Genomic DNA, 25,476 nt, shown 5'->3' with positions numbered 1-25,476 from the left:
GGGACGCCGAGGACGTCGTCCCCTACACTACTATCTACTTTCTACTCACTGCTAACTAAGTTCAATGAAGTTTCTGAGTATTATCTTTCCGTCTGGAGTCATAATTGACTCGGGGTGGAACTGAACACCGTATATCGGGTATTCCTTATGCTGTACCGCCATTACCTCGCCGTCATCTGCAAGGGCTGTGACTTCAAGGCAATCGGGAAGAGTTGATGCGTCAGCTGCAAGAGAATGATATCTTGCAACAGGTGCTCCCTCGTCTATTCCCTTGAAAAGCGGACTGTTGTTCATAAAGCTTATGACCGACTGTTTTCCGTGCATAAGCTCCTTTGCGTAGGTGACTGTTGCACCGTAAGCGGCACATATTGCCTGATGACCGAGGCAAACGCCTAATGTCGGTATCTTTTTGCAAACTGTTCTTGCTGCCTCGATTATTATGCCTGCGTCCTCGGGACGTCCCGGACCTGGTGAAAGGATTATCCTGTCGGGAGCAAGCTTCTCTATCTCGGCAACTGTCATCTCGTCGTTTCTTATTACCTTTATATCGGGCTCTATAGCTCCTATAAGCTGATACAGATTATAGGAAAAGCTGTCGTAATTATCTATGAGAAGTATCATGCGTCTGCCTCCTCTGCAAGTTTAAGGGCGTTGACTACAGCAGCAGCCTTGTTTATACACTCCTGATATTCCTTTTCGGGAACTGAGTCTGCAACTATTCCTGCGCCGCTTCTTACGAATACCTTGCCGTTCTTCTTGTAAGCGATACGGATAGCGATACAGGTATCAAGGTTGCCTGTGAAGTCGATATATCCTATTGCTCCGCCGTAGATGCCGCGCTTGTTGTTTTCAAGCTCTGCAATGAGCTGGCAGGCTCTTATTTTCGGAGCTCCCGAAAGCGTACCTGCGGGAAGTACAGCACTTACTGCGTCTATGCCGTCGAATTCCTCTCTTATCTCACCGCGCACCGTTGAGCCTATATGCATTACGTGGGAATATCTCTCGATGCTGTGGAGCTTTTCTACCTCAACAGTGCCGAATTTGCTTATCTTTCCGAGGTCATTTCTTCCGAGGTCTACAAGCATATTATGCTCTGCGAGCTCCTTTTCGTCCTTGAGAAGTCCTTCTTCAAGCTCCTTGTCCTCTTTTTCCGTCTTTCCTCTCGGTCTTGTACCTGCAAGGGGGAAGGTGTGAAGGACTCCGTCCTCAAGCTTTACAAGGGTCTCGGGAGAAGCACCTGCTATCTCTACATCTGTTCCCGAAAAATAGAACATATAAGGTGAAGGATTTATAGTTCTCAGCACTCTGTAGGTATTGAGGAGACTTCCCTCAAACTCGGCACTGAGACGGTTGGAAAGCACTATCTGGAAGATATCGCCCTCATGGATATGATGCTTTGCCTTTTCAACCATTCCACAGTACTCTTCCTTGCTGAACAGAGCTGTTACTTCGCTTTTCAGGTGTCCTGCGGGTTCTTTTTTACGGTCGCCGTTCCTGAGCAGGTCAGCCATCTGCTGGAGCTCAAGCTTTGCCTTGTTGTAGCCTGCTTCGCCTTCCTCTACCTTCATATTTGCAATGAGTATGAGCTTCTGACGGAAGTTGTCGAATGCAATGACCTTATCGAAAAGCATCAGGTCAACGTCCTTGAAGTTCTCGGTGTCATTGGTCTTTATGCGCAGAGTTTTTTCGGTATATGCAAGGAAATCGTAGGAGAAATATCCCACAAATCCGCCTGTAAAAGCAGGAAGATAATCGAATTTAGGACTTCTGTATTTTGAAAGTATCTGTCTTATCTGTACTGAGGGATCGTTCGATGTCATTTTTACATCGCCTATTATAAGCTCGTTTCCGCAGGCTGTTATCTGGGTTTTCGGATCATAGCCGAGGAATGTGTATCTTCCCCATTTTTCCTTTTCGGCTACGGATTCCAGCATATAGCAGTGTGTGGAAACATTTTTCAGTGTCATTATAGCCTCGATAGGAGTGCATATATCCGACATTATCTCACAGCTTACGGGGATAATATCGTATTTTCCGCTCTTTGCTATTTCTTGTACTGTACTGAATTCGGGTAAAAAGTTCATAAAAAGCACCTCCGATGATCTGTCAGGAAAAATAAAAAGTCCTTGACAGACCTGTATGATCTGTCAAGGACGAATATACTTATCCGCGGTACCACCTTGATTCACGACTTTGCCGTGCGCTTAACAGGATACTAACATACCCCTGATGATTAACGCACATCATAACGTTGCAGAATACTCTGGAATAACATAAGCTGCCCGAAAGCACAACATTTCTGAGAACAAATCCTCAGTCATTATCATGCTACGCCCTTAGGTCATGTGCCAACTCGCTTGCCGTTCATTCAACCATGTACCAATTCGCTCGTCACCCATTTGACTGCACCCTCGGCGGTCCATTTGCTAATCTGTTTTTCACCTGACTCTCAGCATCGCAGGCTCTCTGTGGAAGCATAATTAACTTTATCTCCGCGTCAACGGTTTATTTACGTGTTAATTATAGCACTTGTTTTTTTCAATGTCAATAGCTCCATTGATATTTTATATATTTAATTTAAGATCATATTATTATACCGCTGAAGTGGTCTATTTCGTGCTGTATTATCTCTGCCTCAAAATCGCGGAATATGCCGCGGCGGCGTTTGAATTTCCTGTCAAGATACTCCACAGTGATAATATTATGACGCGTAACGGGTCGTACTCCGTCAAGTGAAAGGCAGCCCTCCTCTGTGTCGTAGGTCTCCTTCGACTTATCCACTATGACGGGATTTATCATAGCCACGTATTCATCGCCTATAAGCGCAACAAGTATGGTCTTGTGAACGCCTATCATATTTGCAGCCATACCAACACAGCGCTCCTCATTTGCCTTTACCGTGTCAAGAAGGTCGCGGACGGTCTGCATATCCGCTCTTGTGGCAGGCTCGGACTTTTGGCTCAGTATCTCTTTATCTCTGATGATATCCTTTATCATGCCTTTTTTCCTTTCGTTTTTGTTTTATCATACCACAACAGCTCTCTGCTGTCAAGAATGAACAGGACCGAGAACATACAAGGTTTTTATTCAAGAAAAATGTTTACATAAGCAGCAAAAAGTGATATAATAATATAGACCATAATTTTTTATACTGGAGTATTATATGGAATTCAAGAAAAATCCCGAACTCATTGAAAAGCCCGACCACGCTCACTACCCTGTGTGCCGCGGAAGGCTCGATGAGATAAATGATATAGGCAGAAGAACTTTTTTCTATACAATAGGCGTATGCTGTATCCTTGCCCTTTTCTCACTGCTTGCCACTCCAATGCATTTAGTCGGCTGGGTACCGCTGATGTTCACCCTTAAAGATGCTACTGCATTCGGAATGAGCGCACACTTCAGCATATCACAGCTTAGTATGTGCTTTGTTTTTTTCATCATCGCACTTCTGGGTACCACCAGCCGAAAGATATTCAATGTTATAACGTTTTTCCTTTATGCTCTCATGCTTGTTATCTCAATATTAGTAAGACTTACGCCCTTTGATTTTATAACGGCTATTGCAGGTGCAGGCGGAATGTTCGTGAGCATTGGTGCGCTGAAGGGATATTCTGATTTCAAACAACTCAGGAATACCGAGGGATACCCTATATTCAGCACTATACTCGCCGACCATGACGACCAGAAGAAACACAGTCCGAACGGCTATAACAAAAAACACTTTGACAAGCTCCTGCACGAAAAAGCTATGCGCGAGCGTAATATAGCTCCGAATAATACCAACGGTCAACAGCCTGTACTTAACCTTACTCAGCCGCAATCACCTGTCAATAACGATATAGGCGCAATGCCTTCACTGAATGTGACAAGCCCTGTGAGGAACTCGGCTGTGGGACAGAAATTCGTGCCAAAAGCTCATAAAGAGGTGTTTTTTTCAGACTGTACGTTAAAAATAAAATAAGGGGGACATACTATGTTTGCAAAGGTCTCAAGTCTCGGACTTTTCGGACTCAATGCTTTTCCTGTTGATGTGGAGATAGATATAAGCCGCGGCAATCCGCAGTTTGAGGTAGTCGGTCTGCCCGACACCGTTGTAAAGGAAAGCCGTGAAAGGATAAGGGCAGCTCTGCGCTCATGCAGCATTAGCTTCCCTGTAGCCTCCGTAATGATAAACCTTGCACCTGCCGACACCAAAAAGAGCGGTTCTGTGCATGATATGGCTATATTTATGGCGATACTCCGCGGTATGCGCATGATAAGCGAAGACCTTGAAGGCTGCTCTTTTATCGGTGAGATATCCCTCAACGGCGATATACGCAGGATAAACGGTGTTCTTCCTATGGTCATGCTCGCCCGCGAGCTTGGCATAAAATCGGTATTCGTTCCTGCTGACAACGCAAAGGAAGCCTCCGTTATCGACGGTGTGGATATATACGCTGTAAATAACGCAGAAGAGCTTATAAGGCATTTCCGAAACGAGGAACTGCTTACTCCCTGTGAGCATTACACTCCTCCCGAAGCTGCATACAACGAGACTCTCGATTTCGCAGATGTAAGAGGACAGCAGTCCGCTAAAAAAGCTCTTGAAATAGCCGCAGCAGGCGGACACAATGCCCTTCTCATCGGTTCGCCCGGAAGCGGCAAGAGTATGCTGGCAAAACGTATGCCTTCCATACTTCCGCCCCTTACCTTCGAGGAGGCACTTGAAACCACAAAAATTCATTCCATATCGGGACTTCTTACTCCCGAAACTCCCATAATCACAAAGAGACCTTTCCGCTCGCCGCATCATACAATATCCTCGGCAGGACTTGCAGGCGGCGGCAGTATCCCCCACCCGGGAGAGGTATCCCTTGCCCATAACGGACTGCTGTTTCTGGACGAGCTTGCGGAATTCGACCGCAAGACACTGGAAATACTCCGTCAGCCCCTTGAGGACAGGAAGGTGACTATCGCCCGTGCATCGGGTACTATCACCTATCCCTGCACCATTATGCTCATAGGTGCCATGAATCCCTGTCCCTGCGGCTATTACGGTCACCCTAAAAGAAAGTGCATATGCCCTAAAAATAAAGTGGCAGGCTATCTTTCAAAGATATCAGGTCCGCTTCTCGACCGCTTTGACCTTCACATCGAGGTGGCTCCCGTGGAATTCGGCGACCTTTCGTCAAAGTCAAAAGAGGAAAGCTCCGCTGAGATAAGAAAGCGCGTTATGGCTGCAAGAGCAATACAGGAGGAGCGTTTCAAGGGCACGGGCATTGCCTGCAACGCCCTTATAACTCCCGATAAATTACAGGAGCTCTGTCCTATGGACGATGCTGCCGAAACACTTATGAAAAACGTTTTCGACAGGCTCGGTCTCAGTGCAAGAGCCTATGACCGCATACTTAAAGTTTCACGTACTATCGCTGATATCGACGGTTCTGAGGTCATAAGGAAACAGCACGTTGCGGAGGCTGCTCAGTTCAGGAGCCTTGACCGCAAATACTGGGCAGAATAGCCATTAGCCATTTGTCCTTAGCCGTTAGCTTGCAGGGACGACCATTGGTCGTCCGCCAAATGCGTAATTATGGTGTAGGGACTATGCACAAATAACTAACAACTAAAAAAAGAAAGAAAAACAAGGAGAAACAATGAAATCGGCATTTAAAAAATTACCCTCAGGCAAGCACAGCATTGACGGAGGTCTGCTCTTTGCAGTTACCCTCTGTGCCGCAATAAGTACCCTGCTGATATATTCCATAACTCAGAACAAGGTGCTGGAAACAGTAGGTTCAAGCTACTGGAAAACTCAGCTTTTTTCCATGGTTGCAGGTATAGTTGCAGCTATCATCATCTCATTCATTGATTACCGCAAGCTTGTAAAGCTATGGTTCATATTCGTGCCTGTCTCTCTGGGACTTATGGCACTCACCTTTACCTCCCTCGGCTACAGGCGTGAGGGTGCAGACGACCAGGCATGGCTCAACCTCGGATTTATCCAGTTCCAGCCCTCAGAGGTGCTGAAATTGGCTTTCATACTCACCTTCGGCTATCACCTCTCCCGCGATGAGGAGGAAATGAACAAGCCCCTGCATATGCTGCTGCTCATTATTCACGGCATGATACCAATTGGTATCGTCGGATTGCAGGGCGACTACGGTACAGCTATAGTTTTTGCGGCCATATTCGCATTTATGATATGCTCCGCAAAGATATCGTGGAAATACCTTGTAGCTGCTCCTTTTGTGATCGCTGCGGGAGTTGTGGGAATGTGGTTCTTTGCACTCAGTGAGTTCCACAAAAAGCGTATCCTCATACTCTTCCACCCGGGTACAGACCCCGAATACATCGAATATCAGCAGGATTTAGGACTTGCTGCCCTTAAATCGGGCGGCGTTTTCGGAAAGGGTCTATTCGGCAAGCCCGAGAACTATATCACTGTTCCCGAAATACACAACGACTTCATATTCACTTATGCAGGACAGGTTTTCGGTTTTGTAGGCTCTATAGGTCTCATAATCATACTTGCATATGTGTGCCTTAAAATATTCGGCGACAGCCGCGTATGCCGCGATCACCTCGGTAAATTCATATGCATGGGCGCATTCGGACTTATGCTCTCACACTGTATAATGAATATAGGAATGGTTCTGAAGGTAGCTCCTGTTATAGGTGTTCCGCTGCCCTTCCTCAGTGCAGGCGGTACGGCTATGCTGAGTATGTACGCCATAATCGGACTTGTCCTCAGTACCTATAGTCACCGCGCTGTGAACTATAACGTATTCTACGACGAAGAAGATGAATGATATATAACAAAATGCGGAAGCCATATGACTTCCGCATTTTTATATAAATATACCTCTACCCTTAAAATTCCCTTAGAAAAGAATGTCCTTGAAACAGACAAGTGGCTTGTTATTGTCGAAATCCCAGCTGTGATATGCATCACCATGACAATAATCCTTATGGAAGCACTTTGAGCAGTTCTCGTTTTCATCTGCAAGATCGCGTCTGAATATCTGGAACTTATTCTTCCATACCTCACTAAATCTGTCCTTGAGGATATTTCCCTGTACGAACTCGGGTCTGCGCTCGATATCAAGACAGGCAATGATATCACCGCTTGCTGTGATACTTGCCGTGTAAAGTCCTGCTGTACAGAGATAGTACCAGTCACGAACCTCACGCTCGTATTCCAAGCCAAGATAGTGACTGCATCCGTATGTAACAGGTTCGCCTGCAATACGCTTGTTTCTGATGAACTCAAAAATAGTCTGATAGTCCTCCTTGGTGAGGATAAGCTCAGGGTGCTGCTTTGCGCGTCCCATAGGCTCGATGTTGATAACTCGCCATGAGTCTATATCCATTTCATTGAATATCTTGTAGAGCTCGTCAAGCTGTCCGATATTCTGATGAGTAACAACGGTCGTTATCTGAACGTTCTCAAAACCGCCTACGCGCAGAAGGCTCTCAATTCCGCTCATAGCCTTCTTATAGCCACCGGGAGTTCTTCTGAATGCATCGTGAGTATCTTCAAGTCCGTCTATACTTACGGAGATAGTTCCCATGCCTACTCTCTGAAGGTCACGGGCTACGCTGTCGTCAATAAGTGTTGCGTTGCTTGTCATGCCCCAGCTGAATCCAAGCTCGTGGGCGGCACCCATGATATCGAAGAATTCCTTCCTGAGAAGAGGCTCTCCGCCTGTGATACAGAGCATTTTTCCCTCTGTTGTCATATCCTCCTTTACCTGTTCAAGGAAGGTGCGGTACTGATCTACCGACAGCTCCTCAGAGGTAACATCGCCGCACCAGCTTCCGCAGTGGAGACAACGCTCGTTGCAGCGCAGAGTAAGCTCAAGGAAAAGATTGCGGAGCTTTGGCTCTTTCATAAGCTTGCTTCTGTATTCACGCATCTGCTGGAGATGCTTCTTTTTCATATCGACACTGAGCATAAATTATTTCTCCCCGTTTGTTGTATTTATATTGCTGTCTAAAATCGACGAAGTTTCGTATGTCTTTTCGATGAATACCGAAGGCGGTCCGTAAACAGGAACTACTATATCTGTTCTCGGATCGTAAAATGCAGTTTCTGTGATATGGTATTTATCCTTGGTTGTAGTTGTTGTGGTAGTTACCTTTACCTCATCGTCCCTTTCAGGCATCTTGTCAAGATCTGTTATAGTTCCGAGGAGATATCTGTTAAGACGCACAAGGTCGCCCACACTTATCTCACCGTCCTTGTTGAGGTCGGAGAAATAGCGGTTTATCTTATCTGCATACTCATCGAAAAGGATAGCCTTTCTCAGTGCGACAGCATCAAAGATATCAACAACACCGTCCATATTTGCATCACCCAGCAATACAGGTGCAGGACCATAAGCAGGCTGTGGCAGCATTGTTGTGGTCAGTTCAACAATATCTTCCTGCTCAGAAGTAGTAACGGTAGATGTTGAAGTAGGGCCGTAAACCGTTCTTGGCATTGTCATTGTAGTTGTTGTTAATGTTTCCAGCGGTATGGAAGTAGTTGTTCCCCATCCCCACTGACCGTCAATCGTTCCGTCTATTTTCCAGTCTGTTGGAGGAGGACCATATGCTCCATAAGAATTTGCAAACGCATCTCTCTCGGTTACGTTTGAAAAACCAAAGCCCCTATTCTGATTCTGCTCACTTCCCTCTGCTACGGCTGTCATGGCAGACGCACCTGCTGCGGCAAAGGCTGCGGCGGTAAGAACTGTACGTAAAGTTTTTTTCATTTAATAAACACTCCTTTCATATTTTTACAGTGCTGTATAATAAATGTCGGAAAAAGTCTCACTTTTTCCCATATAAATTCAATTTCGGATATATGCACAAACGGAGTCTTTTCTTATTGTGCATTTTTACTCCTCAGGCGGACCGTATACAAGCTGTACCTTGTCCCTTTCGGGCTTGTATTCGGTTGTTGGCTCAGCTTCTGTGACAGGAGGTCCGTAAACGTCCTGTACATCGTCCTTTGCAGGATCGTACTCAGATGTAAAAGTAGTATTCTCGGTAGGAGGAGGTCCGTAAACAGTCTGCAAATTGCTGTCTCCGTGGTCGCAGCCTGTAAGTCCGGCAGCAGCCGCAAACATAGCAGCCATTAACTTTGTCTTGCTCGTCTTTTTCATATGCATACCTCCTTATCGTATTTACTATTATTTTACTGCATATACTGCCATTTGTCAACCATATGGAGCATTAAAAATGCTTTTAACAAAAGAAAAGCGGAACAGAGCGTTCCGCTTTGAGGCTATTATTTTTTATCAGGAAAATCATCGAAATCCTTCAATGTTCCGAGCAGGAAACGGTTAAGGCGTACAAGGTCGCCTACATTTACGCTGCCGTCATTATTAAGGTCTGCATAGAACTTGTTTATAGTCTGCTCTTCAATCTCATCGAAAAGGATAGCCCTTCTTAGTGCCACTGCGTCAAAGACATCAATAACTCCGTCCATGTTCACATCACCTCTGAATGACTTAGGCGGTCCGTAAACAGTTGGCGGGAACGTTGTGGTGGTCATTGTAGTAAGCTCCTCCTGATAGGACTCATCCACACTGACTGTTGTCATAGGGCCGTAAACACACACTATCGGTGTCGTTGTAGTCGTTATCAATGTTGAAGTTGTTACCGTAGCCGATGTTGTTGTCAGCATGGACGGAGGAGGTCCGTATACTGCCATGAATTTTCTCTCGACTTCCTCAACAGGATTGATCTCCTTTGGCTGTTCATTAACTGCATTTGCTGCCGAAGGCATTGCACACATATTTGCTGCGGCAAAAGCTGCGGCAGTAAGAACAGTACGTAATGTTTTTTTCATTTCAGAAACACTCCTTTCATGTATTTACAGTGCTATATAATAAATGTCGGAAAATCTCTCAGTTTTTCCCGTAATACTTCATCTTTGGATATATGCACAGAAGAAATATCCTCTCATTGTGCAATTTTACTTATCAGACTGTTTTTCTGCGTTAACTATTATTTTACTCCATATACTGTCATTTGTCAACCTTGATAATGCTTTATTAATACTATTTTTACAAAAATAGGGCGCACAGTGTGCGCCCATTCATTTTATTTCCGCAGGGAATGATCTCCCAATATCAAAGTCCTAAAAATTCCTTGAAATTAGCTGCGAGTATCTTCTTGTTTTCCTCCTCTGTAAAGCCAAGCTTCAAGAAGCGCACAAGCTCGTCCTCGTGGCTCCACATAGGGAAATCAACACCGAAGAAGATATTTTCGATACCGTAATTCCTAATGATACGTGCTGCCTTTTCGGGAGTAAGAAATGCCAGCGAGCTGCTGCAATCAAATCTTACATTGTCAAGACCTGTAAGGCACTCAACTGCTTCGTCCCACTGCTGATAGCCGCCAAGATGAGCAGCAAGTATTTTCAGATTCGGGAAGTTGTCGTGTATCCTTCTTATACGATGAGGTGCAGAATAATCATATCTGTTGTCGCCGCAGTGGATAAGCAGAGGAAGTCTGCCCTCCATAAGCTCATATATCTTAAAAGCTTCGGGCGAATCGGCATTGAATTTCTGAAAATCAGGGTGAAGCTTTACACCGTGAAGTCCCAGACTCAATATCTGCTCAATGTCCTTTTCAAGGTCATCGGAATCTGCGTGAGTCGTACCAAAACCGTAAAAGCAGCTGTGCTCGGCACATTCCTTTGCGATAAAATTGTTTATGTTTTCTGTCTGATGCGGCGCAGTAGCAGTTGAGCATACAAGGTATTTCGATACACCTATCTTGTCGCCTGCCTCGCGCAGCTTTTTGCTCATTCCGTTGCCGTCCATTGGGATACCGTAAAAATGTCCGATATTTTCTGTCGCATTTTCCGCAATTTTTTCAGGGAAAATATGCGCATGAGCATCTATTATCTCATACTTTCCATATACCTCCGAATTCATTGTTAACATCTCCTTAACCAAAAATCCAACAACATTATACTCCATTATCAGTTGTTTGTCAATGAAAACAATGTATTTCAAATATTTCTTTGTATCAGCTTCACAGTTTTTATGCCGATAGGGTACGTATTTGACGCATGATATAAAAAACTCCTATAGCTTTTAACGCTATAGGAGACTTTTTCGTTATTTTCTTCTTGTACCGTTTTTTCTGTCGGTACTGCGCTTGAGGTCGCACATACGCTCTTCACTTGTCTGCTTGAAGCGTGACATCATGTCCTCAAATGTCATCTCTGAAGGCGGTATCTGCTTTTTGGGCTCCCATACTACAGGCTTGCTACGCTGCGGACGCTCACCGCCTCTTTCGCCTTTATCAAAGCTGCGCTCGCCCTTGTCGCCCTTATCAAAGCTGCGTTCACCTCTGTCTGCACCGCGGTCGCCTTTATCGAACTTGCCCTGTCCTTTGTCAAAGCGGCGCTGACGCTGCTGAGAGTCACCGTTCTCGGAAGCCTTCTTTATTGAAAGGCTTACCTTTCCTGCCTCGTTGATCCCGATGACCTTGACCTTTACGTCCTGATCCTCTGTCAGATGCTCTCTTATGTCGCTCACGTATGTATTGGCGATTTCGGAAATATGCACCATACCTGTACCGCCGCCCTCGATATCAACGAAAGCTCCGTACTGCGTGATGCCCTTGACCTTGCCATTGTAGATCTTACCAATTTCCAACTGCATATTTATTTATAACTCCTTTATTATGGACCTGTCTCTGCAAGCCCGATTAATCCCTTGTAGTGTCGTAAAATCTGCGCTCGTCGGGGTAGGCATAGCCTCTTTCCTCCAGTGCGACCTTTTCCATGTACTCATTGAGGTCATCACTGTCAAGAACGCGCTGCAGCTCGGCATTTTCGGTCTCATAGGCATCTATTTTGGTCTGTATAAGTCTGACCTGCTCCTCTTTTTCGGCGCAGTCTTTCTGAGTTGTTGCTATAAGTACACCGCAGCCGATAATAACTGCAACTGCTGCAAGCTTTACAAGTCCGCGGTTGAACAGACCCTTCTTCTTTTCCTTTTCATGTCTCATTTTCTTCGACAACGCATTTCACGTTCTTTCTCTTTTGTATTTTCCATTTTATTATACAACATATGCTGCTTATTTAGCAATACTATTTTTATTTTTTTAATAGGTTTAACTATATTTTTGGAATTTCTTACAAATTCGGCAGTTGCTTTTTTACGTAAAAATGCACAGCAGGGTCTGAACGGTCTGAAAATAAGCCTTAGCAATGCACCCACAACCGAAAAAAGCTTGCGGATAGTTCCCATGACTACGCTGCCTATGGTAACATAATAAAGCGCGTATCCGATAACGTTGCCGATAACAAAATACAGTCTCATTTCGCTTCTTGCAGCCGCTTCGGAAAAGGCTGTAAGCGAAACAGCATAGAGCATCAGGAAAAATATGTCCTCAACAGCAGTAAGAAAGCCATTATGTGCAGCTATCAGCCTGAACACTCTTACCACATCGTAAGCTGCTCCGACTACAGCTCCCATAAGGCAGGAAAGTCCGAAAAGCCGCAGCTCCTCACTTACCGAAAAAAAGGTCTCGGTAATTCTCATCGGAACAGCCTTCCAAGTGCGGATAAAGGGCCCTTCCTATCCCTGTCGCCGTATATCATCGCCCATATATCGCCTGTTATAGTCATATCGCCTGTTTCTACGCTCATAGAGTCGATATGCAGTTCACGTCCCTGTATGGTAAGCTCGCCGAGCTGAGTATACAGGCTTATCTCTTTTTCGTCAAAGCTGTCTACATCGGTTATGCCCGATATACTCAGACTCTTGCGGTTTTCGAGAATAATGTTCTGATTTTGCTTTACAGTCTTGTCCTGCATGGTCATACCTCCGAAATACTTGATATTTCAAGTATATTCGGAGGCTTGCTTTTATATGCTGACAGTATTATTATCCGATGCTCTCAACGCAGATATCATAAATATCTTTGAGTGATTTCTCACCGTTCTCATTATCAAGATCGGTATAATCAAGGTTTTGGTCTATAATAACTTTACCGACAGGATATGTGCCTACATTCTGCTGGTCTTCGACACGATCCACAGCAGCATAGAAAACTACTCCGCCCTTTATAACAGTTATCCATTCAAGCTCTGACATCTTCTCAAAATAATTTTTCATCTTTTTCTTGAATATATCCGTATCAAAGTCATCGGGAACATTGTAATTCATGCTATCATCCGAGCTTACAATGAATGCCTTATCCAATGCGGATCCTAATAAACTCTCCTCGTCCATTTCCACAAGGGCAGTATTTCCTGCTTTGCTTAAAGAAGAGGCCGCAGCCTCCATTGCCTCTGTACCGCTGTCATTTACATTTTCTTCAATATTGAATTCGGTTATCAACCAGTTTTTTTCGCCCTCAACACGGAATACTATCATCGAACCCTCTGAGGTCTCACCTGTTTCATCGTTCTGTATCTCAAATTTCAAATTATAAGCCTCATCGAGCTTAACACTGTCTGCTAAATCATCAAAATCCTGCTTTTTCGATTCTTCATTAAAAACATTGGGATCCACCTTGTCAGGTCCGCCGTTCTGGTCAATATAATCTACTATCCATTTTAAAGTTGCATACCCTTCCTTCATTTCGCCCATTTCCTCATCACTCAAAGGCTCGGAGTCTACAATACCCTTGAAGGATATCTTTTTATCTTCATCATAGTCATTATAAATATCAGACTGGAAACTATCAATAATTTCCTCTTCTGTCATATCCCCATCGAATGTTCTCAGTAATACCTTTATAAAATCCTCGAATCCATCGGGATACTGCATCAGAAAAGTTTTTTCGCGGTCATTTGCAATGTATGCTTTAAAAAACTCCTCGACAGTTTCCTCATAAGAGCCTGCTTCTACAGACTCACCTGAATTGCTTTCCTCTGTTGTGTTCTCCTGTGCTGCTGTTGTTTCAACCGATGTATCTTTAACATCATCGGCAGCATCTTTTCCACAGCCTGTTAATGTACATAACACTGTTGTAAGTGCTATGATTCCTGCGATCATTCTTTTCATTTTTACTCCTTTTTGGTTTTATTTATTTTTTAATGCCTTAACACAGGCATCGTATACATCATCAAATGTGCTTGCTGATACTTCGGCGGCATCAACAAATTCATATTCGCCGTCAGATTTTATGCTTATAACCGAATTCGGACCAGGATCAGTAAAATATATGAGATTATTGTCTTCGTCGCACACGGCGGCATATACGACCTCATCTCCCTTTGCAACTATGAACCATTTATGATTTAAATAATTATATTCATCTATATAATAAACACACTCTTCAATATCATCAATGAATTCGGGAACGTTATAGTTTTTGCTTATATCAGAGCTTACTATATACCATTCATTCTCAAAATCGTCATAATACAGATCACTCTCTCTGAATTCACTGATAAGCTCATAACCGCCGTATTCCTTTAGATAATCAGCTAATTCGGCATACTCCTCATGCCTGTCTTCCTTAAAGTTAAGCTCGCCAAAAGTCCAATCGCCGTCATTAATGCTATAGATAAGAATATCACCAATGCCGCTTTCAGAGCCCTTTGTGTAGTCAAAGGTTATCCTGTATGCCTTGATTTTTTCTACTTCTTCACTGAATTCATTTCGCGGTACTCTTTCCCACATTTCCCTGAATTCTTTGACATCTACTTTTTCAGCACCGCCATGTTCGACAATATACTCCTGCATCAATTCTCCAATATTATGATCTATCCTTACATAATAGGTATCTCTATAGTCGGCTTCCGTAATAGTTTTTATGGTCGATATCTTGTAATCATCATCATATTTACCGCAGGTATTTTCAAATAATATCTTGCTTATTTCATAAGCATCTTTACCCTCTGCCTTTAGTTCAGGATCTCTTTCATATACCTCGACCATGCCATTCCAGTTATCCTCAGAGCTCATTCTGAAAAGCTTGATGTAATCTCGTGCATTATAAGTCTCTGCAAATTCCTCTGCTATTTTTCTGACTGTATCCTCCTCCGAGCCTGAATCCTGCGACTTTTCCGACTCTTTTTCTGTAGTCGGCTCCGTAGCTTCGGTTTCAGCCTGTGAAGTTACTTCCTCGGTAATCTCAGTCGTTTCGGCTGTTGTAGTTTCCTCTGCTTTGTCAGCAGCGTCCTTGCCGCAGCCTGTTAATGCACATATCACTGTTGTCATTGCGACAATTCCTGCAATTACTTTTTTCATTATAATTACTCCGTTTTCATTGTTTTATTTATCGTCTATTGCTTTTACACAGATATCATACATTTCATCAAATGACATATCATCGTTGATCTTTCCTGAAATAGATTCATCTTCATCTTTGTCAAAAGAAACGCCAACAGGTATAGAAGAATTCTTTTCAACAACAACACAATATTTAACTATGTTATTGTTTACGACTAAAAACCATTTCCAATCATCTGGATTATATGAATACTCTCTTATGATTCGATAAAATTCGCTTTTATCAAAATTACTCGGAACATTAAAGTTTTTACTTTCATCAGAACTTAAAATATAATAATCATCAGATATTTGGAATTTATCCATTTCCATCATCTCAACAATAGCTGTATTTCCGGCTTTACGGAACTTTGAAGCACTATCATCTGCGATATCTTTTTTATTGGCTAAAAACATATTGCCAAAACGACAGGATATTTTCCATTCATTTCCTTTAATTCGGCTAACTAATACTTTATCTCGTAATATCTCTCCCGTTTCAGGTACTTCAATTTCAAAAGTAACTTCTTTTGTTTCTTTAAACTTTAGATTTTCAATGTAATCATCATCATTGTAAAATGCCTCTTCTATCGTATCCGAATTAACATTGCCATGCTCATTTACATATTTTACAAGCCATTCCATGCAACCATAATATCCTTTTTCATCTTCCAATTCTTCGTCTTGAATCACCTCAGAACTTACAATTCGCTTAAAAGAAGCCTTTTCCCATTTTAAATCTTCATTATAATTATCATACAAATTTCCCTGCCAAAAACTTAAAAATTCATCTTCTGAATAATCTTCAAATTCTTCGGTTTTCCATAAAGTATAGACAATGTCCATAAAGCCCTCAGGTGCCTGCATTTCAAGTGTTGCTTTACGGTCATCATTTATATAAGCCTCTATAAATTTTTTTATGAGTTTTCCATATTCTGCATTTTCAACAGATTTATCGAAATCGTTTTTAACTTCTACATCTTTATCTGCTTCTTTTTCATTCGTTGATTCTTTCTCAGAAACAGTTGTTTTTTCAGTTTTTGATGTTTCTTTGATCTCTTTTTTATTACCGCACCCTGTGGACATACAAATTACAGCTATAACTGCAACTATTCCAGAAATTATTTTTTTCATAATAAACACTCCCCCTTATGGTATTTTATTTATCGTCTATTGCTTTTACACAGATATCATACATTTCATCAAATGACATATCGTCAGTTATCAGGTCATTTATATCCTCAAGAGAATTATCAAAATTCTGCGGATATCTGCTGATATTCTCAGGTCTTGTCTTAACATATGCGGTAGTGTATGCAATTCCGTTGCATATAACAGAGAACCATTCCGTATCATTTATACTCTCAAAGTAGCTTTCTGTCTTTTCACAAAACAGCTCAGTGTCAAACCATTCGGGGATATTATGATTTTTGCTTTCATCTGAGCTTATTATAAAGCAGTATTTGCCATCAGGTATCTCTCCCTCAACGTCCATTTCGACCCAAGCCGTCATCTGCGCCTTTGCAATGCTGGAAGCAGGAACTTCAAGCTGCTTCTGAGAAGTTCTCGTCCTCTCGCCCAAAGCCTCAAATGTGTTTATCTTCCAAGCTCCGTTCAGCTTCACAAGATACATTCTTCCCTCATAAGACAAGCCTGTTTTTTCATATTCAAGCTGCATCGTTACTCTGTAAGCCTCTGATATATTTGAGAAAGCAGCTATATCATCTATAGATAATTTATCCGCTTCTTCATCAAGCATTTCGGGGTCGGAAGCTATCTCATCTTCATGCTCATTTATGAACTTTACAAGCCACTCGTACATACCGAAGCTGCTCTTTAGGTTAAACAATTCACTTTCATCTACAGACTCAATATCTTTTATTTCCTTGAAGTTCACCTTGGAGTCACCGTAAATATATTCCTGATAATCCTTGATTACAGTATCCTCGGATACTTCTTTTTCGTCCTTTGCATTTTCAATTTCAGCTATTGTTTTAATGACCTTCATTATCCCGTCAGGCATCTGCATCTCAAATGTTTTCTGATAGTCTCTCTCATTGTAAGCATCTAAGAACTCTTTTACAATAGCTTCAAACGAAGCCTCTGTGCTGTCAGCGTCAGTTGCAGCCTCTGTAGTTTCTTTCTCTGAAACAGTTGTTGTTTCAACTGTTGTGGTTTCCTCAGCTTCATCAGCAGTATCAGGACCGCAGCCCGTAAATGCACAAAGCACTGTTGTAAACGCAATGATACCTGCAATTATTCTTTTCATATGTTTTATCTCCATTTCATGTAAGAAATTACGGGTAATAATAGTCAAGCAAGAGATTTACCACCATAGAATAAGCCTTTATGCCTTCATCTCTGCCGTTCATCTTAATATTCGTATCAATAGCGGCTGTTGAAGCTTCGCTGACTGTCTCCGTGGAGATTATCTCTTTTGAGGCGTTCTCCTCCCAGTAATTCTCGGGCATGAACCTGAACCAGTCCGCAAGTACTTCATCAGATATCAGAGCGGAAAGAGGCATCGCATCTTCTATCTCATTGTCCCATACCGTATTATGTACGTATTCAAGAGCATCAAGATAGCCCGAATACTGAAATTCCACATTATCGCTCTGGGTTGTAGCAACAAAGGCTATAAAGTTCGCTTCGTCCTCCTGTATGAAGCCTTTAAGGTGAGCAAGCTCATGGCAGACTGTAGACGGAAGATTTGCCCTTACCATATCATCGTTGTAATTCGCCTCGATAGTATAGGGCAGATATATTCCAGTCAGGTGAGACTGGCTCATAAAGTAGGAAAACTCAATGGGCTTAGGGTCGGGATAATATCCTCTGAGCTGAGGGGATAGCTTGTCCGCTGCATTTTTCATAGCTTTTTTCGCTTCACTTTTAAAGTCGCAGGTGAGCTCGAAACAGCCATTCTCATCGCGGTGTACCTGCTTTGAAAGCTCATTGCACTTCATGATAAGCTCTCCGTAAAGCTCCGTAAGCTCCTCATCGGTATGCTCATGTGCATTGGGAAAGCATTTTTCAGCAAGGGGAGTACAGTGATACATTATGAAACAGTTCATAGTCTCGGTAGTTGTGATATAGCACAGTATCCACAGCACAAGAGTTCCTGCAAAGGCGGCTGTTTTTTTTCGTTTGCCCTTTCCGAAAATAAGGAGCAGAATGAACAGCGGTATCCCCACAATAACAAGTACTACCGCCGCAACTGTCAGCATCTCTCCGAGCGAAAAGGGAAAAACTCCCGTAACAAAGGAAACCGCCGACGATATGTAATGGAATATGTATTTCACATAAAAGTCCGAAAAAGACGTACTGAAGCGCGAAATAACGTTAAGCACCACCATGACGCCTATGATAATAAGCGGTATGCTGTATCTTTTCTTCATCATGCTCCCCCTTTGACTTATCTGAAATCAAACTAATTATACCATAGTTTGCTAAAATAATCAACTGAGAATTTTTTCATATAAATGAAAACGGACAGCAATTGCTGTCCGCTGAATACTATACAGTCGTTGTAACTGTTGTCTGTGCAGTCGCAACAGAAGTCACTGCAACAGTTGTTGTGACCGTTTCGGCAGTTCCCTGATCCACGGTTATTTCTGCCGTTTTCATATCTGTAAACCTCATTGTCAGCTTATTGTTTGGCATATCAAAGCCGCTGAGGAGTCCATTCTTGTCAACGGAAAGGGTGTAATCTCCGCCGTCAAGACTGCCCTCCACCTTCAGCATATCGCCGTCCTCCCTGCCGCTGAGCTCCTCCTTTTTCGCATTTTCCTCCACTGCCTTCATAAGATTGAGCATCATAGCCTTCACAGGCACAGCCGACTGAGGTACGGAAAAGGTCAGCCCCTTGTAGGAAGCTATAACGCTTCCCTCGCTGAATTCCAGCTTTACGCCGCTGAGAGTATTAGGCGCAGAAAACTCTATCTCCCACACTCCCTCGCCAAAGCGTTTGATATTTCCCTCGGCTTCAAGACGGTCAAGGGTAATGCTGACAGACGCAGAAAAAGGACTCGCCAGCCCGTTTTTGCGTGAACTGTCTTTTCCGCCAACAGGCAATGCACAGGCTGTCATACACAGCACAACTGCAATTGTCAATACGAATGTAAAAACTCTTTTCATAATACCAGCTCCGTTCATAGTAATGAAAATACATTTTCACATCCTGCCGCAGTTTATACGGTCATATTTTTCTTCTTTTCCTTTAGTATACCGAATGCATCGGGAAGATTGCCGATTATATCCCTCGGCAGCATTGCTTCCATACTCAGCTTCTGTGCCGCGATATCGCCTGCAAGTCCGTGCATATACACTCCTGCACAGGCACCGTCAAATATTCCGCAGCCCTGTGCAACAGCAGAGCCTATTATACCTGCAAGAACATCACCGCTGCCGCCTACGCTCATGCCTGCATTACCTGTATGGTTTGCCGCTGTATAGCAGTTATCGGCAACGACAGTACCGCCGCCTTTCAGCACTACTGTTATGCCGTACTGCTCGGCGTACTTCTCCGCAGCAAGCAGCCTGTTCTCGGATATCATCTGCGTATCGCAGTTGAGAAGCCTTGCCATCTCTCCCGTATGAGGAGTTATGATGACATCTGTTCGCTTCTTCATTAAAATATCTATGTCCTTTGCTATGCAGTTTATTCCATCTGCGTCGATTATTACGGGACAGGGCGCATTCTGCGTAACAAATTTCGTGAGCTCGATAGTATCGGGAGTGACTCCCATGCCGCAGCCTATTACTACTGCCGTAGCCTTTTTCATAGCTTCGGCAATGGGCTCGCAGCTGCTGTCATACAACATGAAGCCGTAATCATCGCTGTCAAGCTCGATAAATGTAGCCTCGGGCGCAAGCACGGAAACTGTGTCTATGCATTTCTCAACAGAAGCAACGCGGACAAGTCCAACACCGCTGCGAAGTGCTCCGAGAGCTGCAAAGGCTGCTGCTCCGCGCATTGAGGAGCTTCCCGCGATAACGAGAACAGTTCCGAAATTGCCCTTATGTGAGTCCCTTTCCCTCTTCGGAGGATAAGCTGCAAGGAAGTTCCTTTCTATCCTGAAGTATTTTCTGTCGCCTTCAAGTATTTTAAGAGCTTCATCGGGTATACCGATATCTGCTATAGTGATCTTTCCGCAGTATTTCTTCAGTGGGAACTGCGACATACCCGACTTTATAAAGCCGAAGGTCAGTGTCTCGTCTGCCTTGAATATACCTGCCGAAACAGTACCCGATGCGCTGTTTCCGCCGCTCGGCACATCAACAGCTACCCTGTATGCAGCAGTACCGATGCCAAAAATACCGATGATATCCTTGTCAAGACTTCCGTGGAAGCCTGTTCCGAATACGCCGTCCACAAGTACCTGTGCACCTACTACAGCTCCCTTTATAAGCCCCATGCGCTTCTTCTCTGCATTGAGTATATCATCAAGCGGGTTATGCTCATGCTTATCATCGGAGATATCAGGCTTTCTCGGCTGTATAGTCATATAGTCCAGCTCTGCCGCTTCTATGGCAGCCTCAACATTGCCGCTGCGGAAGCCCTCGATAAAGGTTATCCTCTCCCTCGGCAGCCTGCTCATCATCTCCTGTGCAAGCGGTGTTTTCGGAAGTCCGCCTATATGTATGATAGTCAGCCTGTACCCCTTGTACAGAAGTATGTCCGCCGCAGCAAAGCAGTCGCCGCCGTTATTTCCCGTACCTGCGAGAAATACTACCGAGCATTCCTCGGGACTCAGCTTAGCTTCATTACGGCAATAGCCGTCGATAAGCTCCGCAAGCTTTCCTCCCGCATTCTCCATGAGCTGTCTTTTTGATACCCCTATCTTTTCAGAACGCTCCTCAATTCTCCCCATTTGCTTTGGTGTAACTATCTGCATATTTAAACCTCCGTTTCGAGCATTAAATTATTATCATTTTCTTTTGTAAACCTTTCCGCTCGGATCGTCTATCCATTTGAACTGAGGATATTCCGGAAGCAGATCCTCACGTATGTAAAAGCGCTCATAGCATATATTGAAATCAAGCTTAAAGAATATATTGTATTCAAGCTTATACACAGGAAGATACCTTACACCTTCAAGTGTTTCTTCATCATATACCTCATCCAGAGGACAGTAATCTACTATGAAATCAGGAAGCCCCTTCTCCCGCCATTTTGCAAATGCTGCCTGTACGTCCTCTTTATATTTGTAATGCATATAAAGATCATCGGGACAGTCCACATTGAAGTTCATAAATATATTTCTGTCGAAATAAGGAAGTATCATAACAGGATCCGCAATGAGGTATGTCCTGTTTTCCAGGACCTTTCCATGTTCGGAGGGCATTTCCAGCACCTTGAAAAGATTATCGCCCTTTTCCTCGTATTTGACCGACCATTGCACCAGTATCTTCTTATCCTCAAGATGATTTTTCTTTATTATCTCAGCGATCTTGCTTGTTCCGCACTCGCCTCTTATATCAAAATAAGATGCTCCGATGCTGTAGACAACAGGCATAAGACATATTATGCCGCTTGCTCCGTAAATTATACTGCGTATCATAGGCGATCTGAAGCTGTTCTTTATTTTCACGAAGGACTCTGGTATCTTTATACCGCCCTCCTGCTCTGCCATTATCCAGAATATGAATACATGGAAAAGTGAGCTTATACCGATGTGATGCGCCGACATATAGTGAAATGACATAAATACAGCCATAATGATGTATGGCACAAAGAATGTAAGGAATTTCTTATTCTTTCGTGTTACGGCTATCAATGCTGCCCAAATCAGCACTCCTATTACAGCCTCTGCAATATATAATGAGGGATAATCCTTTGTGCCGTTCAAGCCGAAAAGCATTCCGCTCCAGCTCTCAACAGGAAGTATAAGAACAGTACCGTAGTCCTCTAAGCTGAGCAGAGCATCTTTGAGTGGACGCAAATTATCAACACCGCCGTAATAGCAATCATCAGCAGGGATTATCATAAGAAGTATGCAGACTGCTGCTGCGAGAATTAAGCAGAGAGAATAAAACCTCTTGTCCTTCCAGAAAAAAGCAAGCTTTTTTCCTTTATGGAGCTCGGCTATTATCTCAAAAGTCCATACAAGACAAAGTCCGCCTGAGAGCATCAAGCCATAGGCTGTAGTGAGGCATATAAATAAAAGCGAAAAAATATACCGCCACGGCTTGCTGTTGCGTTCCTTGTAGAATATAGCCGCAAGCATGAATGCAAGCATTGTCATTGAATATGGGCGGCTGTATACTCCGTAATGGTAGAAAAAGAAATATGTAAAGGGAAGTATATACCTTACAGCCTTCGGAAAGGGCGAACGGAATATCAGCAGAGCCATCGCCGAAGTGCAGAAAATTATATTTATTGTCTTTAAGGTTATATCAAAGGGAGCACCGTTCTTTGCAAAAGGTGCGAGCAGCAGATGCCACAACGGTGGGTGTCCCTCATAATGTGGGACATACGTAAAAAGCTCCTTATATGATGCACTTTTGGCTATCAGCCACGCCTGTGTCTCATCAAACCACGGCTCATGGAAACAGCTGACGAATATAAGTCCGCCTGTATAGACTATAAGAACTATAAGCCCGATTATAAGCTCTCTTTTATCTTTTTTACCGACTATTTATCTCGCTCCTGTCATGAAAGCTTTGTCCTCAGCTTTGCAGGGAGAAATTTGGTTATATTCTCAAGCATTCTCTCATCGGGAGCAAATACCAGTCTTGCCGAACCTGCCGACTCGTCGTTGAAGTCCGCATAATACTCATGTGAAGCGATATTATCCGTTGCAAATATTATGGTCATATCATCGCTTTCCTCAATATCGTCGCTGTATTTGCCGAATGCGGTGAACTGTCTTACATTCGTTGACAGCATCTCACGTCTTTTCTTCTTTGCGATTATCTTATCAACATCAAGTTCGCCGTTGGTAAAGGAATACTCATATTCCACATAAGTATTCTGAACGAAATAGTATGTTCCGTAGCCTGCGGCGGCAGCAAGTGCAAATCCAAGCAAAGCTATAAGAGGGTTGCTAAGCTGAAGCACAGCAAGAGCTGCAAGCGAAATGGTGAACAGTACACCTACTACGATAAGCATTACTCTTCTGGTCTTGTCAGCGCTTGTTTCGTTCTTTTTAATGAGCTGTTCTGCAAAATTATCCATTGTATTATCTCCATTCAATATTTATAAAGTGATACATATTAATAATAACACATTTTTAGTCAGAATGCAATAAATCGTATCATTTTTTTCAAATGCTTCATCTTTTTTTCACAAGTTTGCGGTAAGTATGATTTTTTTCAAAAAAAAGCTTGATTTTTTTGAATACAGCGTATATAATTGTCTTATAACCCGTTGACTGAGAGAGTAAGACTGTAACAGTGTCATCAGAGAGGAGCGGCAAGGTGTGAGCGTTCCGTCACTAAGCAGGCTGAAGTTCACTCACGAGGGGTACGGTTGAAGGGGTGCAGCTCGAAGAGTGTGCTATCCAAGAGGGCAGTTCAAGAGAGCGGCTCATGTGGAACATATTCAAGCTCCATTTCCTGTGTAGACTGTAACGTAGGTCTGCGTTAAAGACAAGAGAGTGTCGGCTCTCCTGACAATGGGTGGTATAAAAGCAAGGTAAGTCTTGTCCTGTTGGACAGGACTTTTTTTAATTCCGAACTCCTAATTTAAATTTTATGAGGTGAAATAATGAAAGAACAGCTTGAAAAGATCGAAGCACTGGCTAAGCAAGAGCTTAATGCCTGCACAGAGATCAAGGCACTGGACGACCTGAGGATAAAGTTCCTCGGAAAAAAAGGTGAGCTCACAGCTATCCTTAAACAGATGGGGAAGCTCTCCGCAGAAGAAAGACCTGTTATCGGTCAGCTTGCAAACAAGGTAAGAGCAGATATCGAAGATGCTCTCAACAGCAAGCTCTCATCACTTAAAGCAAACGCACAGGCTGCTAAGCTTGCAGAGGAAAAGATCGACATTACTCTCCCCGGCAAGCACGCTCCTTTCGGCAAGCTCCACCCACTTACCAAGGTGGAGAACGAGATAAGAGAAATATTCATCGGCATGGGCTTCAATATCGCCGACGGTCCCGAGATCGACGACGATTACCATGTTTTCGAGGCTCTTAATCTCCCGCCGGATCACCCTGCAAGAGATACTCAGGATACATTCTATATCGAGGGCACAAACGAGTCTGTACTTCTCCGTACCCAGACATCTTCCGTACAGGTACACGTTATGGAGAACCAAAAGCCACCTATCCGTATCATCTCACCGGGTCGAGTTTTCCGTTCGGACGCTGTTGACGCTACTCACTCCCCTCTTTTCCACCAGATAGAGGGCCTCGTAGTTGACAAGGGCATCACAATGAGCGACCTCAAGGGCACTCTTGAAATGCTTATGAAAAAGCTCTACGGCAACGACTGCAAGCTCCGTTTCCGTCCTCACCACTTCCCATTCACCGAGCCAAGCTGCGAGGTAGACATAAGCTGCTTCAACTGCGGCGGAAAGGGCTGTTCAATGTGTAAGGACGAGGGATATATCGAGCTTCTCGGCGCAGGCATGGTACACCCTAAGGTGCTGGAGAACTGCGGCATAGATCCTGAGGAATATTCAGGCTTTGCATTCGGTCTCGGACTTGAGCGTATGGTTATGGGACGCTACGATATCAACGACCTCCGTCTCCTCTATGAGAACGATGTGAGATTTTTGAAGCAGTTCTGATCATGGACAAAAAGCAGATAGGTCAGTATTCCATATTGATCCTCCTGACAGTCGGCGGTGTGATAAAAATGTTGTGGTCTATGGAAAACGGTGAAAAGCTGGGCGCACTTATCATCATATTATGTATATTCGCCGCAGCCGCAGCAGCATTCTATGCTGTAAAGCTGGTGACAGGAAGCTCCTCCATGTGCAAAAAGCTGGGACTTAAAAATAAAAGCGAGCTCACTGCATGGAAGAACAGCTGCCCTATAAGATACGAGGGCGGAATTTATGCCGACGAGGAATACACGCTGTTCATGAATAACGGCGCTGTGTGGAGAACCAACGATATAATGTCCATGAGGGACTACACAGGTCAGAGAAGAACAGCAGGCTTCAACTATAATATAGACTTTACCCATGTAAACGGCAATCACGCCTATGTGATAATGTCCGATAAATTTGAGCGCGACAGTCTCCACATCGAAATGGAACAGTTCCTTTCAGAAGTAAAGGAGCGCTACAGAGGACGCTGATACTGCGTCA

26 protein-coding genes are annotated in these 25,476 nt (G+C 43.6%); 5 read left to right on the top strand and 21 right to left on the bottom strand.

Annotation, left to right across the window (positions count from 1 at the left end; all coding sequences use genetic code 11):
* Positions 1–51 precede the first annotated feature (51 nt).
* The 3 genes from BUB28_RS08745 to BUB28_RS08735 form a co-directional block, all read right to left on the bottom strand.
* Positions 52–621 carry an anthranilate synthase component II gene (locus tag BUB28_RS08745; protein ID WP_072950680.1) on the bottom strand — a complete coding sequence of 190 codons (570 nt, stop codon included), beginning with the start codon at positions 619–621 and terminating at the stop codon, positions 52–54.
* The gene (gene trpE, locus BUB28_RS08740; protein ID WP_072950678.1) at positions 618–2,084 is read right to left on the bottom strand and encodes an anthranilate synthase component I; all 1,467 of its coding nucleotides are present in this window, start codon (positions 2,082–2,084) and stop codon (positions 618–620) included. The genes BUB28_RS08745 and trpE overlap by 4 nt, the downstream gene beginning before the upstream one ends.
* Before the next feature lie 499 nt (positions 2,085–2,583).
* Positions 2,584–2,997, bottom strand: a complete 414-nt coding sequence (locus tag BUB28_RS08735) for a peptide deformylase (RefSeq protein WP_072950677.1) — start codon at positions 2,995–2,997, stop codon at positions 2,584–2,586.
* 166 nt (positions 2,998–3,163) lie between these two features.
* On the opposite strand from BUB28_RS08735, the gene BUB28_RS08730 reads away from it, so the two are divergent.
* From BUB28_RS08730 to BUB28_RS08720, 3 genes are all read left to right on the top strand, one after another.
* Positions 3,164–3,964 carry a hypothetical protein gene (locus tag BUB28_RS08730; RefSeq protein WP_072950675.1) on the top strand — a complete coding sequence of 267 codons (801 nt, stop codon included), beginning with the start codon at positions 3,164–3,166 and terminating at the stop codon, positions 3,962–3,964.
* Positions 3,965–3,976: 12 nt separating this feature from the next.
* A complete protein-coding gene (locus tag BUB28_RS08725) occupies positions 3,977–5,503 on the top strand; it encodes a YifB family Mg chelatase-like AAA ATPase (protein ID WP_072950674.1) in 1,527 nt (508 codons plus the stop codon).
* A gap of 133 nt (positions 5,504–5,636) precedes the next feature.
* Positions 5,637–6,791, top strand: coding sequence for an FtsW/RodA/SpoVE family cell cycle protein (locus BUB28_RS08720; RefSeq protein ID WP_072950672.1), 1,155 nt, complete (start codon positions 5,637–5,639; stop codon positions 6,789–6,791).
* Positions 6,792–6,863: 72 nt separating this feature from the next.
* Here the strand turns inward: BUB28_RS08720 and BUB28_RS08715 are convergent, their stop codons facing one another.
* From BUB28_RS08715 to BUB28_RS08630, 18 genes are all read right to left on the bottom strand, one after another.
* Entirely contained in the window at positions 6,864–7,937 is a 1,074-nt protein-coding gene (locus tag BUB28_RS08715) for a radical SAM/SPASM domain-containing protein (protein ID WP_072950671.1), read from the bottom strand.
* Between the two features lie 3 nt (positions 7,938–7,940).
* Positions 7,941–8,738, bottom strand: coding sequence for a dockerin type I repeat-containing protein (locus BUB28_RS08710; RefSeq protein WP_072950669.1), 798 nt, complete (start codon positions 8,736–8,738; stop codon positions 7,941–7,943).
* Between the two features lie 126 nt (positions 8,739–8,864).
* Positions 8,865–9,131 carry a hypothetical protein gene (locus BUB28_RS08705; protein WP_072950668.1) on the bottom strand — a complete coding sequence of 89 codons (267 nt, stop codon included), beginning with the start codon at positions 9,129–9,131 and terminating at the stop codon, positions 8,865–8,867.
* A 125-nt stretch (positions 9,132–9,256) separates the two neighbouring features.
* Positions 9,257–9,820 carry a dockerin type I repeat-containing protein gene (locus BUB28_RS08700; protein ID WP_072950666.1) on the bottom strand — a complete coding sequence of 188 codons (564 nt, stop codon included), beginning with the start codon at positions 9,818–9,820 and terminating at the stop codon, positions 9,257–9,259.
* A gap of 283 nt (positions 9,821–10,103) precedes the next feature.
* Complete coding sequence (locus BUB28_RS08695) at positions 10,104–10,913, bottom strand: amidohydrolase family protein (RefSeq protein ID WP_072950664.1); 810 nt, start codon at positions 10,911–10,913, stop codon at positions 10,104–10,106.
* A gap of 186 nt (positions 10,914–11,099) precedes the next feature.
* Complete coding sequence (locus tag BUB28_RS08690) at positions 11,100–11,648, bottom strand: S1 RNA-binding domain-containing protein (protein WP_072950663.1); 549 nt, start codon at positions 11,646–11,648, stop codon at positions 11,100–11,102.
* A 46-nt stretch (positions 11,649–11,694) separates the two neighbouring features.
* Positions 11,695–11,997: a hypothetical protein gene (locus BUB28_RS08685; RefSeq protein WP_028518919.1), complete on the bottom strand. Its 303-nt coding sequence runs from the start codon at positions 11,995–11,997 to the stop codon at positions 11,695–11,697.
* On the bottom strand, positions 11,994–12,533 hold the full coding sequence (gene yabQ / locus BUB28_RS08680; RefSeq protein WP_072950661.1) for a spore cortex biosynthesis protein YabQ: 540 nt from the start codon (positions 12,531–12,533) through the stop codon (positions 11,994–11,996). Before yabQ ends, BUB28_RS08685 begins: the two co-directional genes overlap by 4 nt.
* Positions 12,530–12,808, bottom strand: a complete 279-nt coding sequence (yabP, locus tag BUB28_RS08675; RefSeq protein WP_072950660.1) for a sporulation protein YabP — start codon at positions 12,806–12,808, stop codon at positions 12,530–12,532. Before yabP ends, yabQ begins: the two co-directional genes overlap by 4 nt.
* Before the next feature lie 70 nt (positions 12,809–12,878).
* Complete coding sequence (locus BUB28_RS08670) at positions 12,879–14,003, bottom strand: hypothetical protein (RefSeq protein WP_072950658.1); 1,125 nt, start codon at positions 14,001–14,003, stop codon at positions 12,879–12,881.
* Between the two features lie 18 nt (positions 14,004–14,021).
* On the bottom strand, positions 14,022–15,194 hold the full coding sequence (locus BUB28_RS08665) for a hypothetical protein (RefSeq protein ID WP_072950657.1): 1,173 nt from the start codon (positions 15,192–15,194) through the stop codon (positions 14,022–14,024).
* A gap of 24 nt (positions 15,195–15,218) precedes the next feature.
* Positions 15,219–16,349: a hypothetical protein gene (locus BUB28_RS08660; protein ID WP_072950655.1), complete on the bottom strand. Its 1,131-nt coding sequence runs from the start codon at positions 16,347–16,349 to the stop codon at positions 15,219–15,221.
* Positions 16,350–16,374: 25 nt separating this feature from the next.
* Complete coding sequence (locus BUB28_RS08655) at positions 16,375–17,484, bottom strand: hypothetical protein (protein WP_072950654.1); 1,110 nt, start codon at positions 17,482–17,484, stop codon at positions 16,375–16,377.
* Positions 17,485–17,512: 28 nt separating this feature from the next.
* The gene (locus tag BUB28_RS08650) at positions 17,513–18,613 is read right to left on the bottom strand and encodes a DUF3810 domain-containing protein (protein ID WP_242939965.1); all 1,101 of its coding nucleotides are present in this window, start codon (positions 18,611–18,613) and stop codon (positions 17,513–17,515) included.
* Positions 18,614–18,728: 115 nt separating this feature from the next.
* Positions 18,729–19,349, bottom strand: a complete 621-nt coding sequence (locus tag BUB28_RS08645; RefSeq protein ID WP_072950650.1) for a hypothetical protein — start codon at positions 19,347–19,349, stop codon at positions 18,729–18,731.
* A gap of 53 nt (positions 19,350–19,402) precedes the next feature.
* Positions 19,403–21,109 carry an NAD(P)H-hydrate dehydratase gene (locus tag BUB28_RS08640; protein ID WP_072950649.1) on the bottom strand — a complete coding sequence of 569 codons (1,707 nt, stop codon included), beginning with the start codon at positions 21,107–21,109 and terminating at the stop codon, positions 19,403–19,405.
* 33 nt (positions 21,110–21,142) lie between these two features.
* Positions 21,143–22,660: a hypothetical protein gene (locus BUB28_RS08635; protein WP_072950647.1), complete on the bottom strand. Its 1,518-nt coding sequence runs from the start codon at positions 22,658–22,660 to the stop codon at positions 21,143–21,145.
* 206 nt (positions 22,661–22,866) lie between these two features.
* The gene (locus BUB28_RS08630) at positions 22,867–23,391 is read right to left on the bottom strand and encodes a hypothetical protein (RefSeq protein WP_072950645.1); all 525 of its coding nucleotides are present in this window, start codon (positions 23,389–23,391) and stop codon (positions 22,867–22,869) included.
* 531 nt (positions 23,392–23,922) lie between these two features.
* Between BUB28_RS08630 and pheS the strand changes: the two genes are divergently transcribed.
* Positions 23,923–24,951: a phenylalanine--tRNA ligase subunit alpha gene (gene pheS / locus BUB28_RS08625; RefSeq protein WP_072950644.1), complete on the top strand. Its 1,029-nt coding sequence runs from the start codon at positions 23,923–23,925 to the stop codon at positions 24,949–24,951.
* Positions 24,952–24,953: 2 nt separating this feature from the next.
* Positions 24,954–25,466, top strand: coding sequence for a hypothetical protein (locus BUB28_RS08620; protein WP_072950642.1), 513 nt, complete (start codon positions 24,954–24,956; stop codon positions 25,464–25,466).
* Positions 25,467–25,476: the final 10 nt, after the last annotated feature.

Origin of the sequence: Ruminococcus flavefaciens, assembly GCF_900143025.1 — a bacterium.
Taxonomy (GTDB): Bacteria; Bacillota; Clostridia; order Oscillospirales; family Ruminococcaceae; genus Ruminococcus; species Ruminococcus flavefaciens_I.
Note: the sequence above shows the minus strand (reverse complement) of the source record. Positions and strands in the feature narration are given on the sequence as shown.

Bases quoted from the DNA above. Each gene is read 5' to 3' on its own strand.
- BUB28_RS08745 (WP_072950680.1), bottom strand. From the start codon at position 621: ATGATACTTCTCATAGATAATTACGACAGCTTTTCCTATAATCTGTAT.
- trpE (WP_072950678.1), bottom strand. From the start codon at position 2,084: ATGAACTTTTTACCCGAATTCAGTACAGTACAAGAAATAGCAAAGAGC.
- BUB28_RS08735 (WP_072950677.1), bottom strand. From the start codon at position 2,997: ATGATAAAGGATATCATCAGAGATAAAGAGATACTGAGCCAAAAGTCC.
- BUB28_RS08730 (WP_072950675.1), top strand. From the start codon at position 3,164: ATGGAATTCAAGAAAAATCCCGAACTCATTGAAAAGCCCGACCACGCT.
- BUB28_RS08725 (WP_072950674.1), top strand. From the start codon at position 3,977: ATGTTTGCAAAGGTCTCAAGTCTCGGACTTTTCGGACTCAATGCTTTT.
- BUB28_RS08720 (WP_072950672.1), top strand. From the start codon at position 5,637: ATGAAATCGGCATTTAAAAAATTACCCTCAGGCAAGCACAGCATTGAC.
- BUB28_RS08715 (WP_072950671.1), bottom strand. From the start codon at position 7,937: ATGCTCAGTGTCGATATGAAAAAGAAGCATCTCCAGCAGATGCGTGAA.
- BUB28_RS08710 (WP_072950669.1), bottom strand. From the start codon at position 8,738: ATGAAAAAAACTTTACGTACAGTTCTTACCGCCGCAGCCTTTGCCGCA.
- BUB28_RS08705 (WP_072950668.1), bottom strand. From the start codon at position 9,131: ATGAAAAAGACGAGCAAGACAAAGTTAATGGCTGCTATGTTTGCGGCT.
- BUB28_RS08700 (WP_072950666.1), bottom strand. From the start codon at position 9,820: ATGAAAAAAACATTACGTACTGTTCTTACTGCCGCAGCTTTTGCCGCA.
- BUB28_RS08695 (WP_072950664.1), bottom strand. From the start codon at position 10,913: ATGAATTCGGAGGTATATGGAAAGTATGAGATAATAGATGCTCATGCG.
- BUB28_RS08690 (WP_072950663.1), bottom strand. From the start codon at position 11,648: ATGCAGTTGGAAATTGGTAAGATCTACAATGGCAAGGTCAAGGGCATC.
- BUB28_RS08685 (WP_028518919.1), bottom strand. From the start codon at position 11,997: ATGAGACATGAAAAGGAAAAGAAGAAGGGTCTGTTCAACCGCGGACTT.
- yabQ (WP_072950661.1), bottom strand. From the start codon at position 12,533: ATGAGAATTACCGAGACCTTTTTTTCGGTAAGTGAGGAGCTGCGGCTT.
- yabP (WP_072950660.1), bottom strand. From the start codon at position 12,808: ATGCAGGACAAGACTGTAAAGCAAAATCAGAACATTATTCTCGAAAAC.
- BUB28_RS08670 (WP_072950658.1), bottom strand. From the start codon at position 14,003: ATGAAAAGAATGATCGCAGGAATCATAGCACTTACAACAGTGTTATGT.
- BUB28_RS08665 (WP_072950657.1), bottom strand. From the start codon at position 15,194: ATGAAAAAAGTAATTGCAGGAATTGTCGCAATGACAACAGTGATATGT.
- BUB28_RS08660 (WP_072950655.1), bottom strand. From the start codon at position 16,349: ATGAAAAAAATAATTTCTGGAATAGTTGCAGTTATAGCTGTAATTTGT.
- BUB28_RS08655 (WP_072950654.1), bottom strand. From the start codon at position 17,484: ATGAAAAGAATAATTGCAGGTATCATTGCGTTTACAACAGTGCTTTGT.
- BUB28_RS08650 (WP_242939965.1), bottom strand. From the start codon at position 18,613: ATGATGAAGAAAAGATACAGCATACCGCTTATTATCATAGGCGTCATG.
- BUB28_RS08645 (WP_072950650.1), bottom strand. From the start codon at position 19,349: ATGAAAAGAGTTTTTACATTCGTATTGACAATTGCAGTTGTGCTGTGT.
- BUB28_RS08640 (WP_072950649.1), bottom strand. From the start codon at position 21,109: ATGCAGATAGTTACACCAAAGCAAATGGGGAGAATTGAGGAGCGTTCT.
- BUB28_RS08630 (WP_072950645.1), bottom strand. From the start codon at position 23,391: ATGGATAATTTTGCAGAACAGCTCATTAAAAAGAACGAAACAAGCGCT.
- pheS (WP_072950644.1), top strand. From the start codon at position 23,923: ATGAAAGAACAGCTTGAAAAGATCGAAGCACTGGCTAAGCAAGAGCTT.
- BUB28_RS08620 (WP_072950642.1), top strand. From the start codon at position 24,954: ATGGACAAAAAGCAGATAGGTCAGTATTCCATATTGATCCTCCTGACA.